Origin of the sequence: Nostoc sp. (genome assembly GCF_036916985.1) — a bacterium.
Classification (GTDB): Bacteria; Cyanobacteriota; Cyanobacteriia; order Cyanobacteriales; family Nostocaceae; genus Nostoc.
In genome coordinates this window covers 35623-53620 of record NZ_JBALFD010000043.1, presented here as the reverse complement: position 1 = coordinate 53620, position 17998 = coordinate 35623, and the positions used below count along the sequence as shown (strand labels likewise).

Below are 17998 nucleotides of genomic sequence, written 5' to 3'. Positions count from 1 at the left end.
TATCACTGACCAATCTGAGCCAGCAAGTTACTCAAATTTTCTTGATTGATGTTTGCTGCCGAAAAGTCTGAAGGGGTATACTCTACTGCTTCTAGAGAGCGAGAATGGGTGATGAGAGATTTGAGGGCTTCTACAAAACTATGAGATAGTTTCTCTATAGTTTCGCGTCTATGCACATTTGTGCTGTAGCTAAATTCCAGTCTCAACTGACCTTCTTCATTAACCCATGCGGTCACGCCTAGCAAATGAGGACTAGTTCCTTTTTGGCTGTACACTGATCCAGTGGATTCTTCAGTCGGTCTGAGCAGAGAAGATTGATCAAAGCTTTTACCAAATTGACCAAGGTAGAGAAAAAATACCTCTGCTTGGGGAAGCGATCGCATTTTCTCTGTCAGTGTTGTATCCTCACTTAGGTAGCGTAGCGCTCCATGATCAATGGTTCTACTAGAAATGCAGCGAAACTGCTCTTTTACGGCTTTCAATGCCTCCCCTGGATTCTCAGCCCCCTCTAAATCCAAAAGCACAGGATAAAGAGTAGTCAGCCAACCTACTGTCCGTGATATATCCACATTATCTATACTAGTAGTTGCGTCTCGCGCATCTTCTTCGGTATTAAATAGTAGACATTTTATGCCTGTCCATTCTGTAAAAGCTTGTACAAGAGCAGTCAACAAAACTTCTTGTGTATTAGTTCGATAAACTGCTAGAACCTCTTGAAGTAATGCCTGAGTTTCTGTTTCGCTTAACGCTACTGAGACACTTTGACCTGATGCTACGGTGTTAATACCTCCAGAATAATCTCTCGGTAAGCGGGAAACCTTGTAGTAATGTTCGCTGAGGCAGGAATTTAGCCTTTTCTGCAACTCTGCGGATTGAGCGTATTCTTTTAGTCGTTCAGACCACTGTTTGAAAGAGGTTGTTTTCTGCGGCAGTTGAATGGCTTTACCAAGTCTAAGCTGTTCATAAGCAGTCTCAAGATCCTCTAGTAAGATTCGCCAAGAGCCGAAATCTACTCCCAAGTGGTGGATGATGATGAGCAAACGGCTTGACTTATTGACACCCAAATCAAAAAGCACACCCCGCACAATTGGCCCATCTGATAAATTCAAACTAGCTTGTAGTTCCGTGGCGGTTGCTTCCATCAAAGATTTTTGAACATCAGGCGAAAACGCTGATAAATCTGTATGTGTAAGATTTACCTGTTTTTCTAAGTCAGTGTTCACCTGCTGCCAGCCAGACTCAGAGGGGATAAACCGCAGGCGAAGTGCATCGTGGTGGATAAATAAATGCTGCCATGCTTGTCCCAATAAACCTGGATCGATAACTTGCATTACTTCTATAAAGAATGCCATGTTCCAGTGATGTGGTTCTGATAAATTCTGTTCAAAGAACCAGTGCTGGATAGGCGTCAGAGGAAGCGAACCAGTTACTAAGCCTTGTTCAGCCTGGACTACTTGTTTTGTACTTACCACCTCTGCCAGTTCGGCAATTGTCTGATGCTCAAACAATTGCTGAGGGGCAAGCCGATAACCTGCTTTCGCAGCTCTAGCACTAACTTGAATGCCAAGTACAGAATCTCCCCCTAACTCAAAAAAGTTATCGTCAATACCTACTTGCTCAATTCCCAACAGTTCTTGCCAGATATTGGCAATGGTTTGCTCTACCTCATTTCTAGGAGCAACATAGTCATTATCTAAATTAGGTCTTAAATAAATTGAGGCGGAACTGGATTTTTGTGCAAGTTGAGAACCTTGACTAAATTCAAGTTTAATCCATCTTTTGATACTAACTTGTAAGTCTACTGTTGATGTGACTACCTGACTAAATTCTCTCACAGATAAGGCACGTTTAAAAACCTCCAGACCTTCTTGCTTTATCATCATCGAATCCGCACCTTTGAGTGAGGTTGCTGATTCTGATAATTCTTGAGTAATCCAATCCCCATAATTGATACTCAGCCAGGGGACAAAACTTGTTTGGTTATGTTTATGTACAAAAGCATCTGTAAATATGTGCGCTGCTGGATAAGCAGCCATGCCCATTACCCCTAAAACAGATGCTAATGAGGATATGACTACACAGAAATCTAGTTCTTTTCCTTGTAAAATATTTTCTAATACAAATAATCCATAGCCAGTTGAGCTTAATTGACTTTCACACTCAGTTTTACTTATCTGTTGAATATTGCTAAATAACTTTATGCCTGCTGCATGAATGACACCATGAATTTCACCAAAGCGGTTTGATGTCTGAGTCATTACTGCTTGCATTTGTTCGAGATTCGCAACATCGGCGCGGCAAATTAGAACCTCAGCACCCAATGTTTCTAATACTTGTACTTTCTGAATTTTGCGACTGATATCATCGTTATCATCATGATTTGCTAGCCATTGCGACCAATCTTGTTTTGCCGGAAAACTGGAACGCACTGTAAGAATTAGCTTGGCATGTGCTGTTTGGGCCAGATATTCTGCCAGTACCAAGCCAATATCTCCCAAACCACCAATAATTAAGTACACTCCTTCATTCCTGATGGGAATTGTTTCTTGATTTGGCTCTTCAAGTTGTATTGGTTCAAAAGTTTGCACCCAACGATGTTTGCCACGGTAGGCAATCATATTCTCAGATGTTGTTTGAGTCAGTTCTGTTACGAGTTTCTCTATAAGTTGACTGTTTTGCGATGTTCTTGATTCAGGAATAACCACATCAATGTTACGACAGGTGATATTGGGATACTCTTGGGGAATCACTTTACAGATTCCCATGACAGTAGCCTTTTCTGGGCACAAGTTTTCGTCGCCGTTTACCTCTTGCACATTGTTGGTAACAACTGAAATTTGGATAGTATCGGTAACTTCTTGTCTTCCCAACGCTTGTGCTAAGAAAAGTAGACTATAAAAACCATTATTTTGACATTCTTCAAAGAACTGATGGGATGATTCTGGTTGTGGGTTGGGGATGAGACTCCAAAAATGGACGAAATGCCATCCGGCACGCTCCGCGAACGCATTTGGTTTAAAATCCCATATTTCCTTCAGCAAGGCATCATAGTCACTACTTGCTTGGGGATTAATCACATAAGAGCGTTGGTTCAACTCAGTAAACTGCTCTCCAACAGTCACACTAATCACATCATGCCCTTGTAATTCCAACTGTTTGACAAGTTGTAAACCGAGTCCAACAGTATCAATAAAGACTAAATAATTTAATTTTTGTGCTGATTTCGCTACTATATGTGGAGAACGTTTCCAGCAAGGAATGTAAAACCAGTCAGCAATATCCGGTTTTTTCTGTAATGCTTGCGGCGATCGCATTGCCAAATTAGCTTCCGGATTAGCATCGATCCAGTAACGCTGACGTTCAAAAGGATATGTGGGTAAGGGAAGGCGATCGCGTTGTTGATCGGCATAAAAACCAGACCAATCTACCTTTACTCCTGCCAGCCAAAGGCGACCCAATGTATTCATTAAAAAGGCGACATCTGACTGTTGCTCGTAGGAATGCCGCAGAGAGGGCAACATCACTGATTTGGTATCATCACTTTCTAGACATTGCAGTGCGAAACTGCTCAATGCCTGACCAGCACCAACCTCTAATAAAATCGGCTGATCTTTTTTCCACAACTCTTGCACCCCCGAAGCAAAGCGTACTGCTTGGCACAAATGCTTCACCCAATAACTGGGATCTGTTGCTTGGTCTGCTGTAATCCAAGTTCCCGTGACGTTGGATAAATAGGGAATTTTCGGTGGTTTGAGGCTGAATGTTTGCACTAAATTATGAAAAGTAGGTGCGATCGCCTCCATCATCACCGAATGAAAAGCATGAGAACTCTGTAAACGCTTCCCAACTAAACCTCTTTCACTCAATTGTCGTTCTACTTCCTCGATCGCATCTGTAGCACCTGCAATCACACACAACGATGAGCCGTTGATTGCAGATAGAGAAATCTTCTCATTCAAGAAGGGCTGTATTTCCTCCTCGGAAAGCCCAATTGCCAACATTGCTCCTGACGGCAACTCTTGAATCATTTGCGCTCTTTTAGCTACCAAAGTTAAAGCGTCTTCCAAAGACAAAACCTCGGCCAGACACGCTGCTACATATTCACCGATGCTGTAGCCAATCATTGCCGTCGGACGAATCCCCCACGATATCCACAACTGAGCTAAAGCGTATTCAATAACGAAGATAGCTGGTTGGGTGAGAAAAGTTTGATTCAGCTTTTGAGTAGCGACATCTGACTGTTCTGTTCCCCGACCTAACATTTTTCGCAAATCTAGCCCAGCAGAGAGAGTGCTTGATTTATTTCCATTCTCACTGTTTCTACTGGGATACAGGATATCTCGCAAATCTAGACCAAGGTGGGGTTTGAGGAGTTCACAACATTGGTCAATATAGGCGCGAAATGTTGGCTCAGTTTGGTAAAGTTCAAGAGCCATATTAACGTAGTGAGTTCCTAGTCCAGAAAACATGAAGGCAACAGGACGTTGTTGAGTTTTTTCAGTATTGGTGAGAACTCGCTTTGGCTCTTGAAGTGCGTTGATAGCATCTTGAATATCCCGACAGACAACTGTGCGCCGATAGTCGAAAGTTCTGCGCCCAACCTGCAATGTGTAAGCCACATCGGCAAGGTTTGAATCGGGATGTTCTTGGAAGTGATTAATTAGATTTGTGGTAGCCGTTTCCAGTGCTGAATCGGTTTTGGCAGATAGCATCAACAACTGCCAAGGACGAGAGGAACTAGAAGCTTCGAGAACTGGAGCTTCTTCAAGAATCAGATGGCCATTGGTTCCTCCAATTCCAAAGGAACTAACTCCTGCACGTCTAGGAGTGCCATTCGTCTCCCATTGAGAAAGTGTGGTATTGACGTAGAAAGGACTGTTAGCAAAGTCAATTTCGGGATTAGGCGAAGTAAAGTGTAAGCTGGGTGGTATTTGTTTGTGCTTGAGGGCTAAGACGGTTTTGATTAATCCCGTCACACCAGCCGCAGTGTCCAAATGCCCAATGTTGGTTTTGACGGAACCAATGGCGCAGAATCCTTTTTTCTGGGTACTAGAGCGAAAAGCTTGTGTCAGGGCAGCAATTTCAATGGGATCTCCTAAGACTGTTCCTGTACCATGAGCCTCAATGTAAGTAATAGTCTCCGGTTCTACTTCGGCTACTACTTGGGCTGTTCTAATTACTTTTGCTTGGGTATCGATGCGGGGCGCTGTGTAGCTGACTTTGAGTGAACCATCGTTATTGATGGCTGATCCTTTGATTACAGCATGAATCGTATCGCGATCGCTAAAAGCATCTTCTAATCGTTTCAATACCACAATGCCCACACCTTCACCGCCCACAGATCCCTTTGCTCTAGCATCAAAGGTACGGCAATGTCCGTCAGGAGACGCTATTCCTCCTTCTGTATACATGTATCCAGTTTTTCTGGTTGCACTGACGGCAACTCCACCAGCCAATGCCATATCACATTCACCATTGAGTAAGCTTTGGCTTGCCAAATGGACAGCAACTAATGAAGTTGAGCAGGCAGTTTGCACGGCATAACTGGGCCCTTCTAAGTTGAGTTTGTAAGAAACACGCGTGGTTAAATAGTCTTTATTTGCTGCTATTGTGAGTTGTTGAGGATCGATAGAATTTATGATATTTTGATTTAGATAAATATTAAGTAAGTAGCTGCTCAGACTAGAGCCAGCGTAAACACCAACAACGCCTTTATAAGTTTGTGAATCGTATCCAGCACTTTCCAGCGCTGACCAAGCACACTCTAGAAAAATTCTGTGTTGCGGATCGGTAATTTCTGCTTCTCTGGGATTAAAGCCAAAGAATGAAGCATCAAATAATTCTGCGTCTTCTAATATAGCGTGTGCTTTTACATAGTTTGGGTCATTTAATATCAATGAACTTATACCTGATGACAATAATTCTTCATCACTGAAAAAAGAGATTGATTCTACTCCATTTTGAATATTTCTCCATAATTCATCAACATTTTTGGCTCCAGGAAAACGCCCTGTTAAGCCGATAATTGCTATTTCTGAACCATTTGTAGAACTAGGCACTGTCGAAATAATCATAATTTCGTTTAACCCTTAATTTTCTTCAATAAATTTAATTTTTTGAAGACGTTTTTTGTCTATCTTTACCAAACCATCTTTTATTTGAGAATATTTATCAAGTAAAAAGTTAATTTTTGACTTTAACCTGATTAAAATCATCAGCTAAATATATGATATTGCCATCCTATGAAAGCTTCTCTTTCTCTTCGAGATGCTAGGCGTTCGCGGAACGCTTCCGCAGAGAAGGCGGTTCATTAATGCTAATACTAGTGATTTACTGGAGCTAAGTGATCGTTTTTATTGCAATTAATTTTAATTAGCTTACATTATATTAACGATAATTACTAGCATTAGCAACAGAACAGCCATCGTGATTAAATATGAAAAAATCGATATTTATCAGTGTTACTTATAAGAAGCTATTTTTATCGAACTTATGCCCTATACAAACGAATAATCTTCTGGGTAACGTAAATAGGTCGTTTCAGTCCTTTACAATCCAAAATTTATCGCAACATTTTAGCCTTAGCCTTGCCACGCTACTACAAATACTTAGATTTTTTCAGAAATCAAATATGATTCCTATATGAATGATGTGTTTAGGCAGAAAAAACTCTCTGACCTTCGCTGGCGAGTTTCCCGCCGCTTTCAATGAATTCAAGGTGTGTTGACTAGATATTTAAATAAGTCATCGATTACTGCATTCATTGCTAAAATATCAAAACCGCCCCAGTTTCCCCCATCTACAAAATAAACCTGATTTTTTTGAACTACCTTGAGTTGTCGCCACAAAGGTTTTTGTTGGAGTTTCTCTAAAAACTCATTAGCGCCCTTCTCTCCCCGAACTAAAAAGAAGAGAACATCAGCATCAATATTAGACAACTGTTCTTCAGAAATAGAGTTTGTATAGTAAAAATCTCCCCTTTGTCCTGATGGGCGTTGTAATCCAATATCCTTTATAACTGTACTAGCAGGATACCTCTCTCCATAGGGTACTATTTTAGTATCCTGATAGATACCAACAACTGATACTTGAAGTTTATGGCGGCGATCGCCCAAAGCCTCCTTGAGTTTTTCAATTCGCTGATAATATTTGCTCATCAACCGCTTGCCAGCCTCTTCCCGATCCAGCACATTGACAAGTTCTGTAAATTGTTGTTTCCAAGGAGGTGGTGGAGCAGGAAACTTCATGATGACAGTAGGCGCAATATAAGATAGCTGCTGATAGATATTCTGCAATCGAGAGTTAGCCAAAATTAGATCGGGTTTAAATAGCAAAATCTTTTCTAAATTTGGCTCAGTCATGTTGCCAACAGATTTAACTCCATCTGCCTGTTCTCGAAGATATTCTGGAAGAGGTTCACTTGTAATGTATGTCGATGCAAATGGTTTGATATCCAATGCCAGGGTATTACCCAAAATCGTTGTCCATAAAGTTATAACTCGTTGAGGGTTGAGAGGAATACACGTTTCTCCCATCTCATGTTGCACCTTTCGACAATTTTCTGTTGGCTGTTTTGAGCTTGTAACACTGTGCTTAATATTTAAACTACAAGCCGAGGCGAGTGTAAAAGTTAAAACTCCCAATACTAATAAATAAGTAAGCTGACGTAAAGGTATTTTCATGAACGCCTACTTCACACAATAGAAAAAGTGAATGAGCTACGTTTCCATCCCTCAGGATGAAGCGTAGGATATCAGGCAATACAGTTCAGTTAAGCAATTTTTTCCTTCTCTTTCCTCTCTCTGTGTCCTCTGCGCCTCTGTGGTAGGTAGCCTGCGGCAAGCCGCTCCGCGTCTACGTAAAAAAAAACGACTTTTACAAAGAGTGGCTAGCTTTAACTGAACCGTATTGGGATATCAGGGGGTTTGCTCAAAACTGCCAGGAAATTGTGCCCTGTATTGTCAAGGGATCGCCAGGTATAATCCGATTTACGTTTTGTGCAGAAACAAAATAATCAGTGTCGAACAAATTCTTGATATTGATCGCAGCTCGGTAATTGTCCCGCTTGTAATAAATAGCGGCATCTGCGCGTACATAACTAGGTAACTCAACCGTGTTGTTTAAGTCGGCTTGCCGATCTCCGTAGTAAAAGGCTCCTAAACCGAAGCCTAATCCTTTTAAACTGCCAGATTGAATTTCGTAAGTTGTCCATAGATTGAGCGCATGTCTTGGCACATTATTCAGTTGATTACCTACTGGAAAATTGTTATCTTCTGAGATTATTGCATCAGTGTAAGCATAGCCAGCAATGACATTCCACCCTGGCGAGATTTCGCCAGAAATATCAAACTCAATCCCACGACTGCGCTGTTCCCCAACTTGAATAGTTCGTTGTGGATTATTTGGATCTGCGGTTGAGAGATTGGTGCGAGTCAAATCATAAAATGCCAAGGTTGTAGATAATCGATCAGTCAAATCTGCTTTAACCCCTATTTCATACTGCGTTCCTCGCTCCGGTTCAGGTAAGGCGGCACCGAATACAGATGTCGCCTGATTGAATGAACGGCTATAGCTGGCGTAGAGTGAGATCGGTTTAATGGGCTGGTAAACAATGCCAACACGAGGGCTAAAAGCTTCTGTTTGCTTAAAGTCGCTTGTCTGGTTCAATAAATCCTGAAACTCTTGATTGGCAATATCAAAGCGTCCACCCAAAAGTACTTTGAGGTTTTCTGCTAGGGTAATTTGATCCTGAAGGTAAAAGCCTAATTGTTGCGCCGTATTTTTGATATCAAAATCTGGAACATAAGCTTCTGTAAAAGTTCCATACACAGGATTGAAAACATCGATAGGAGTAGTATCACTGTAAAAAGATTTGGAATTGGTATCAGTTTTACTCAGGTTGAATCCAGCGACTAGCTCATGCTTAATACTACCTGTTGTCAACTTACCGACCACATAATTGTCTAGATTATAAGCATTTTCATCGTAGTCAAAATCCTCAATGCCTCTTTCCAATGTACGCAAATCATCTTGTAATCCGAAAGGAAACACAATATTTCGTTTTAGGCGAAACAAATAAGTCTGAAAAACGCTCCGCACTTGCCAGTTCTCACTAAAGCGATGTTCAAAATTATAGCCAATCCGATATGCACCATTAGAGGTGTCATTAAGATTAGGCTCACTCACAAAAAGATTACGAGGAATTTTGCCATTGGGGTTAGGAAGTATACTTCCCTGTGCGGGTATCCCAAAATCATACGGTCCCTCTGCGAGCGAATAGCTTGCTTCTAGAGTCAGCTTTGTTCTGTCACTAATTTGCCAGCTTAAAGTAGGTGCAATTAGATATTGTTGTTGGTCATAGAAATCAATAAAGCTTTCGTTTGTTCCAGCAGAAGCATTCAGGCGATACAGCACCGTTTTACTGTCATTCAACGAACCAGATAAATCAATTGCACCGCTATAGGAATTGTAGCTACCAACAGAAGTTTCCACGGAGTAGAAAGGATCGCGCAATGGTTGCTTAGTTACTAAATTGACCTTGCCACCGAGTCCACCTTGACCGAATAGAACCGAAGCGGGGCCTTTGAGGACTTCAACCCGCTCAATATTTGAGCCAAACCCGACACTGCTGATTGAACGGTCTTGTATCCCATTGAGTAGAGTGTCTGAAAAAGCATCAAAGCCCCTAATTTTGATGACATTGAGAGGATCGCGAGGACTTCGACTTCCTACCACTACACCCGGCGCATTTTTTAACACGTCTGTTAGGCGAGTTGCTTGCTGGTCTTTAATAACCTGTTGTGGTATGACCTGAATCGACTGGGGAATATCACGCAACGGTGTGTCGGTTCTCGTAGCAGATGAGGTATCGGGAACGCGATATCCATCTTGTTCACCCGTCACCACCAACTCAATCGGTTCATCCTGCTGTGCTGTAGGTTCCTCCGGTTTTGTCTCAGTTGTCGGCTTCTCTGGTGGCTGCATCGCAGTTGCAGCAGATACTACCCCAAAAACCAAACCTGCATCATCATCAAATAACTCAACCGTTGGTAATGCTGCTTCACCTATCACTGTCACCCGGATAGTATTTGCATCGAGATTTATAACTGTTATCTCAGTAATTTCTGCAAGCGGTTTTTCTGAACGAAATGTAAAAGCATCACCATTAGGTAAACGCAGCTGTGAGTTAGGTATATCAGCAATAAAGTTATTCCCAGTACTCCGATTTGTGATTTGCAGTTGCGCCCCAATGGAAGTCTGTAAAATCACCTCTACACCTTTTTCAGTGGGAGTAGCTTTAACTCCCGTAATCTGCACAATTTCTGATGAGGGTGCTGGCGACTGCACTAGCATTTGGGCGCTAGTCTGGGGATGCTCTATCTCACTAATCTGGCGAATCTCTCTAATTGGCTTGGAATTGCGTAGTACCGATGCGACAGACTTACTTTCTACCTCTTGCTTGGGTATTTCTTGAGCAGTGGCGCTCATTACACCCCAAAACGAAACAGAACTTGCTACTAAGAAAATTTTCGATAACTGCTTTGGCTTCATTTACTACTCCACACACCCATCACCATCATCTGACTGAAAATAACGTCAATAATTCAGCTATTTGCTGCCTTATTGAGATAAATTACTATCAAATTGAAACAGATATTACATCTAATCGATAATTAATTGCAAGTATTTATCAGCTTTTCTTCACAAAGAGTGTTGATAAAACAATCTCTGAATATCACGATTGTTTAGATATAGCGGTTCTCAATTGCGTAAAATACAGACCTAACCCCCAGCCCCTTCCCTCGCAGGGAAGGGCAGTGAGCATCAAAGCCTTTCTCCTAAAAGGAGAGAGGTCAAAATGTATTGCATCCAAACGAGGAGCGCTATATTTTTACTCGTCAATATAGATTTGTGAATTTCAGATGATGAGCAGTTTGTCAATAGGTTGGAAACATAAAAATTTTCTTTTGGCAGATGAATTTCAGGAAAGCGTGAGTTCGACGAACCTCTTCCTGCCTTGAACTAAAGTTCAATTCTGTCCCTCTCTGAGTCGGCTACGGTGTACAAACAAGTCGAATTACCCCCCTTAATCCCCCCTTGGAAAGGTGGGACAAAATAAATCTAGTTCCCTCTCCTTTATAAGGGCAGGGTTAGGGTGGGGTAAAACCAGAGTTCAAACCCAAATTCCAAGCTATTTCAGACTTGTGTATACACCGTAGCTCTGAGTCGGAGAGGGACGGTTTTGCGTAATAAAACCAAGGAGAGGTTTTTTGATTGAGTTAATTCGGACACTACATGATCTGTCGAATTCACGTCATTAAAAGGTGATAATTCTAGTTTGGGTAAAGGTTTTCGGATGCTTTTGACTAGGCCATTCGATTTATCCTTAAATATTTTCAATAGATTTCATTTTTTGAAGACGCTTTTTCTGTTGAGCTTTACCAGCTTCAATTTTTTCACTGACAATATCTGTTACACGAAAAAATGGGGTTCCATTTTGGACTTGATTAAAATAATCTACTAAAGAGCTTATAGTCGGATATCTAAATAAGTCGAGAACAGATAAATCGCTCTTAAATATTTCACGTAACTTGCTATGAACCTGAATTAAAAGTACTGAATGACCACCAAGTTCAAAGAAGTTATCATCAATTCCTACCTTCTCAACATTAAGTATTTCTTGCCAAATATTAGCAATACTTTTTTCTACCTTGGTTTGGGGTGGCTGATAAACTGCTTCCAAATCAGGACGTGCTGTATCAGGTATAGGTAGCTTTTTACGGTCAAGTTTACCGTTAGGTGTGAGCGGTAGTGCCTCCAATGTGACAAAAGTCCCTGGTATCATGTAGCTTGGCAACTTTGACTCCAAAAAGCTTCGCAGTTGATTAATTGCCAGTGTTTGCTCTGAATGTGGGACTATATAGGCGACTATTCGCTGAGAATCGACTGAATCTTGTTGTACTGTAACTACGGTTTCTCGGACTGTGGCATGTTGACTGATGAAAGCCTCAATTTCTAAGAGTTCAATGCGTAAACCACGAACTTTCACCTGGTGGTCGATACGACCAATATACTCAATCTCTCCATTGGGCAGATAGCGGGCTAAATCTCCTGTTTTGTACAAGCGTTCGGAATTTGAGAATTGATCTTCTTTCCCTTCTCTGCCTCTTTGGAAGGGATTGGGGATAAATTTTTCAGCAGTCAGGTCGGGACGGTTTAAGTAACCTCTAGCTATTCCTACACCACCAATATAAAGTTCACCCGTTACACCTACAGGAACAGGGTTTAGATATTTATCAAGTAAATAAATATGGATGTTTGCAATTGGGCGACCGATGGGAATTGTCTTTTGGTTGGTAATACTATTTTTGCATTGCCAAAAAGTGACATCTACGGCTGCTTCTGTTGGTCCATAAAGATTATGCAGTTGGGCATCAAGTCGATTAAAAAAGTGTTGTTGAAGTTGAACAGATAATGCTTCACCACTTACCATCACTCGTCTGAGACTCTGACAATTTTCCAATCCTTTTGCTTCTAGAAACACTTGCAGCATCGAAGGTACAAAATGTAAGGTGGTAATTTGCTGCTGGAAAATCAAGTTGACTAAGTAGTTGGTGTCTCGATGTCCCTCTGGTTGGGCGACTACTAAACGCGCACCTGTGATTAATGGCCAGAAAAATTCCCAGACTGAGACATCGAAGCTGAATGGTGTTTTCTGTAAAATGCGATCGCTTGCTGTTAATTGGTATGTGGATTGCATCCATAGTAGGCGATTGCAGATTCCCCTGTGACTATTCATCGCCCCCTTGGGTTGACCTGTAGAGCCGGAGGTGTAGATGACGTAGGCTAAGTTATCTAAGCTGAGATTATAAACTGGATTTTCTCTACTGTGTTGGCTGATGATTTCCCAGTTGCTATCTAAGCAAACTACTTTAGCTGTGTGAGTTGGTAGACTTTCTACTAGCTGCTGTTGTGTTAACAACACCTTTGGTTGAGAGTCTTGTAACATGAAAGCTTTGCGTTCTTGGGGGTAGCTTGGATCTAACGGTATGTATGCGCCACCTGCTTTTAAGATGGCTAAGAGTCCGATGACCATTGAGAGCGATCGCTCTACACAAATTCCCACTAGTACTTCTGATTTTACTCCCAAAGTGCGTAGGTAGTGGGCAAGTTGGTTGGCTCTCTTGTTGAGTTCAGAATAGGTCAACTGCTCATTTTCAAATAATACTGCGATCGCGTCTGGTGTTTCCTCTACCTGAGACTCAAACAACTCGTGGATGCTTTTTTCTTGCGGATATTCAGTTTGTGTATTATTCCATTCCACTAATAACTGGTGTTTTTCAGGTTCTCTTAACAGTGGTAACTCCGAAAGCCTCCCTTGGGGATTTGCCACAATACCTTGAAGCAAGGACTGTAAATGTCCTGCCATCCGGCTGATAGTGCTTTCTTCAAATAAATCGGTACTATACTCCAGAGTGGCAAATAGTCCCTGTGCTGTTTCTGCCATCTCTAGGGTCAAATCAAATTTGGCACTACCACTCTCAATTACCAGAGTACTTAAAGTCATACCAGGCAACTTTAAATCTGACATTGGTGCATTCTGAAGCACAAACATCACTTGAAATAGTGGTGCGTGGCTCAAGTCTCGCTGTGGTTGTAGTTCTTCTACCAACAGTTCAAAAGGCAAATCTTGATGTACGTAGGCTCCTAATGCCACTTTTCGGACACGAGTTAGTAATTCTTCAAAGCTAGGATTACCTGCTAAATTAGTTCGCAGTACCAAAGTATTGACAAAAAGTCCAATTAACCCCTCTACTTCTGCCCGATTGCGGTTAGCGATGGGTGAACCAACCACAATATCTTCACTGCTGGTGTAGCGCCATAATAGAGTCTGGAAAGCTGCGAGCAAGGTCATAAATAAAGTGGCTCCTTGCTGCTGGCTGAGTTTATTCAAGGCTACGGATAACTCATTAGATAGCTCAAATGAATAGGTTGCACCCCGGAAGGTCTGAACGGGGGGACGTGGGTGGTCTGTGGGTAACTCTAGTATTCTGGGTGCCCCCTGTAACTGCTGAACCCAGTAGGATAGCTGGGATTGTAGCGCCTCTTTTTGTAACCATTGTCGTTGCCAAGCTGCAAAGTCTACATAGTTAACAGGTAGTTCAGCTAAGGGTGTACCCCAGAGGGGAAGCAAGCTACGCGTAGCGTCTGTCTGCGACACGCTGCGCGAACGCAGAGAAAGTTGTTCATCACAAAAGGCTTGATAAAGTGCTACCAACTCACGCACCAGCACACCTATCGACCAACCGTCAGAAACAATGTGGTGCATCGTGAATAACACTACATGCTCTTGTTCACTTAGCCGTAGTAATTTCACCCGCAGCAGGAGGTCGCTTTTTAGGTCAAAGGGTTGTTGTGCTTCTGCTAATGCTTGTTGTCTGACTTGAGCTTCTTGTTGATTTGCAGGTAATTCACTGATGTCAAATACGGGCAAAGGTAGTGATGTTACCGATGAGATGATTGCTACAGGTTGCCCTTTGATTGTCTGAAAGTTAGCTCGCAAGGCTTCATGACGGCGGAGAATTTCGTTGAAACTTTGTTGTAGTGCTTTGATGTTCAATTGCCCTTGTAGCCGAACAGCAGCAGGAATATTGTAAAAGGAACTGTTTGGATCTAGCTTGGCAAGGAACCATAACCGCTGCTGGGCAAAAGACAGGGGTAACTCTTGCGATCGCGAAATTCGCTCAATATCTGGTGTATCAATTCCTAAGCCTATCTTGGTGGCTTTTTCAATGTCTTTAGCCAGCCCCGCTATTGTTGGTTTTTCAAATACGCAATGTAAAGGAAGCTCTACCTGAAAAACCTGTCGGATCTGGGAAATCAGACGGGTTGCTAATAGGGAGTGTCCACCCACTTCAAAGAAGTTATCATCAATGCTAATTTTCTCAATACCAAGTACCCGAAGCCAAATACTAACTAGCATCTCCTCAATTGGTGTGGAAGGAGGTACAAAAGATGATTCAGGTACTAGCTGTGTCAGACCAAGCACGGGCAATGCTTTACGGTCAACCTTACCATTAGGAGTCAGAGGGAGTTGATCTAGGATCACAAAAGCTGCTGGAACCATGTAGTTTGGTAACTTTGACTCCAGGAAGTTACGCAATTGAGAAATGGTCAGTGTTTCTTCTGCGTGTAGGACTATGTATGCGACTATTCGTTGAGCATCTGCGACAACTACAGTTTCTCGCACTGCTGGGTGTTGACTAATAGATGCTTCAATTTCAGAAAGTTCGATGCGGAAGCCACGAATCTTCACCTGGTAGTCAATCCGACCAATATACTCAATCTCTCCATTGGCTAAATAGCGGGCTAAATCGCCTGTTTTGTACAGACGTTCCGAATTTAAGGATTGGTCTTCTTTCCCTCCCCTGCTCCCCTGCTCCCCTGCTCCCCTGCCTCTTTGGAAGGGGTTAGGGATAAATTTCTCAGCAGTCAATTGCGGGCGGTTTAAATAGCCCCGACCTACTCCCACACCACCGATATATAATTCCCCTGTGACACCTACAGGCACAGGGTTAAGATGCTTATCCAGCAGATAAATCTGGATATTATCGATTGGGCGACCAATAGGAACTATCTTTTGCTGGCTGATATTATTCTCTTCGAGACTGCTTTGTTGCCTACACGCCCAAAAGCTGACATCAATGGCGGCTTCCGTGGGTCCATAGAGATTGTGCAGTTGGGCATCAAGTCGATTGAAGAAGCGTTGTTGAAGTTGAAGAGGTAAGGCTTCGCCACTGACTATCACCCGCTTGAGACACTGACAATTTTCCAATCCTTTTGCTTCTAGGAACACTTGCAGCATCGATGGTACAAAATGGATGGTGGATATTTGTTGTTCTCTAATTACATTCACTAAATAGTTTGGATTTCGATGTCCCTCTGGTTGGGCGACTACTAAACGCGCACCTGTAATTAATGGCCAGAAAAATTCCCAGACTGAGACATCAAAGCTGAATGGTGTTTTCTGTAAAATGCGATCGCTTGCTGTTAATTGGTATGTGGATTGCATCCATAGTAGGCGATTGCAGATTCCCCTATGACTATTCATCGCCCCCTTGGGTTGACCTGTAGAGCCGGAGGTGTAGATGACGTAGGCTAAGTTATCTAAGCTGAGATTATAAACTGGATTTTCTCTACTGTGTTGGCTGATGATTTCCCAGTTGCTATCTAAGCAAACTACTTTAGCTGTGTGAGTTGGTAGACTTTCTACTAGCTGCTGTTGTGTTAACAACACCTTTGGTTGAGAGTCTTGTAACATGAAAGCTTTGCGTTCTTGGGGGTAGCTTGGATCTAACGGTATGTATGCGCCACCTGCTTTTAAGATGGCTAAGAGTCCGATGACCATTGAGAGCGATCGCTCTACACAAATTCCCACTAGTACTTCTGATTCTACTCCCAAAGTGCGTAGGTAGTGGGCAAGTTGGTTGGCTCTCTTGTTGAGTTCAGAATAAGTCAACTGCTCATTTTCAAATACTACTGCGATCGCGTCTGGTGTTTCCTCTACCTGAGACTCAAACAACTCGTGGATGCTTTTTTCTTGCGGATATTCAGTTTGTGTATTATTCCACTCTGCTAATTGCTGTTGTTCTGCTGAGGTTAACAGTGATAATTGTTCTAAGCGCTGATAGGGATTAGCAACCATGCCTTCTAGGAGTGTTTGCAGGTGTCCTAACATCTGGTTGATGCTGAAAACATCAAAGTGATCGTTCTCTTGATAGGCAATCTTAAATAATAACTCTCTGCCTGGAATAATACTTAGAGTTATCGGATAATTAGTCTTTTCAAATACGTGTATATTTTTAATTTGGAAGTTTAAATCCGGCTGTGCCAATGTTTCATCTAGAGGGTAATTTTCAAATATCACAATACTGTCAAACAAGGACAGATTCGCTGGAACCTCGCTCCACTTCTGCATATCAACTAACGGCGCGTACTCATACTGACGGGCCTCAACTTGTTGAGCGAACAGTTGTTGCAGCCAAGGGAGCAATTCTTGCTTGGGACTGACTTGCACCCTGACTGGCAAAGTGTTGATAAATAGCCCGATCATAGATTCTGCATTGACTAAGGCAGGAGGACGACCAGAAACCGTAGCTCCAAAAAGTATATCTTCTTCACCACTGTAACGGCTCAGTAGCAGTGACCAAGCTGCCTGCACTAAGGTATTAAGGGTGAGTTGATACTGTTTGACAAAGGAATTAAGAGCAGCAGTTGTCGTAGGAGACAATTTCAATTCTTGTTCCTTGTAATCCTGTTGTTGCTCGGTTTGGTATCCAATTGAACTAATCCCCAGTTGAGTGGGAGATGTTAAACCTGAAAGTGTCTTTCGCCAAAAAGCTTCGGCTTGAGAAATATCCTGTTGTTGCAACCAAGCAATGTAATCCCGATAAGGACGGGGTACAGCTAAGTAAAGATTTTCGCCTTTGCAAAAAGCTCTGTAGTAAGCAATAACTTCCTTATAGACGTTAGGCCCGGACCATCCGTCAAGTAACAGATGGTGATGACTCCAACAGAAATGATAAACTTCTTCTGCCAAGCGAATTAGTGTGAAGCGCATCAGTGGGGCTTGGGAAAGTAAGAAACCATGTTGGCGCTCTGCTTGCAAAAGGGTTTTTAACCGTTGTTGTTGCTCAGTTGGAGATATTTCCCGCCAATCTAGCTGTTCCCAGGGGAATTTGACCTCCCGACAGACGATCTGAAGAGGTTTTTCTAAGTTTTCCCATACATAGGCGGTTCTTAACACGGGATGACGTTTTATGACTTGCTGCCAAGCTTGACTAAAAGCAATAACGTTTAATGCTCCATGCAACTCAAACCACATCTGTTCTACGTAAACACCAGAATTGGGAGCATAAATACTGTGGAATAGCATCCCCTGTTGCATGGGAGATAAAGGATAAGCATCTTCAATATTTTTTAAGCTCATCTTGTTTCT

General features: G+C 42.3%; 4 protein-coding genes. All 4 read right to left on the bottom strand.

Features of this window, described 5'->3' with window-relative positions:
• Window positions 1-2 precede the first annotated feature (2 nt).
• The 4 genes from V7L07_RS15695 to V7L07_RS15680 all read right to left on the bottom strand — a co-directional run bounded on the left by V7L07_RS15695 (window position 3) and on the right by V7L07_RS15680 (window position 17989).
• The gene (locus V7L07_RS15695; RefSeq protein WP_335059303.1) at window positions 3-6074 is read right to left on the bottom strand and encodes a type I polyketide synthase; all 6072 of its coding nucleotides are present in this window, start codon (window positions 6072-6074) and stop codon (window positions 3-5) included.
• A gap of 639 nt (window positions 6075-6713) precedes the next feature.
• Window positions 6714-7682 (bottom strand): iron-siderophore ABC transporter substrate-binding protein, encoded by a 969-nt coding sequence (locus V7L07_RS15690; RefSeq protein WP_335059301.1) that lies wholly within the window; start codon window positions 7680-7682, stop codon window positions 6714-6716.
• A 247-nt stretch (window positions 7683-7929) separates the two neighbouring features.
• Entirely contained in the window at window positions 7930-10551 is a 2622-nt protein-coding gene (locus V7L07_RS15685; protein ID WP_335059299.1) for a TonB-dependent siderophore receptor, read from the bottom strand.
• Window positions 10552-11386: 835 nt separating this feature from the next.
• Window positions 11387-17989 carry an amino acid adenylation domain-containing protein gene (locus V7L07_RS15680; RefSeq protein WP_335059297.1) on the bottom strand — a complete coding sequence of 2201 codons (6603 nt, stop codon included), beginning with the start codon at window positions 17987-17989 and terminating at the stop codon, window positions 11387-11389.
• Window positions 17990-17998 lie beyond the last annotated feature (9 nt).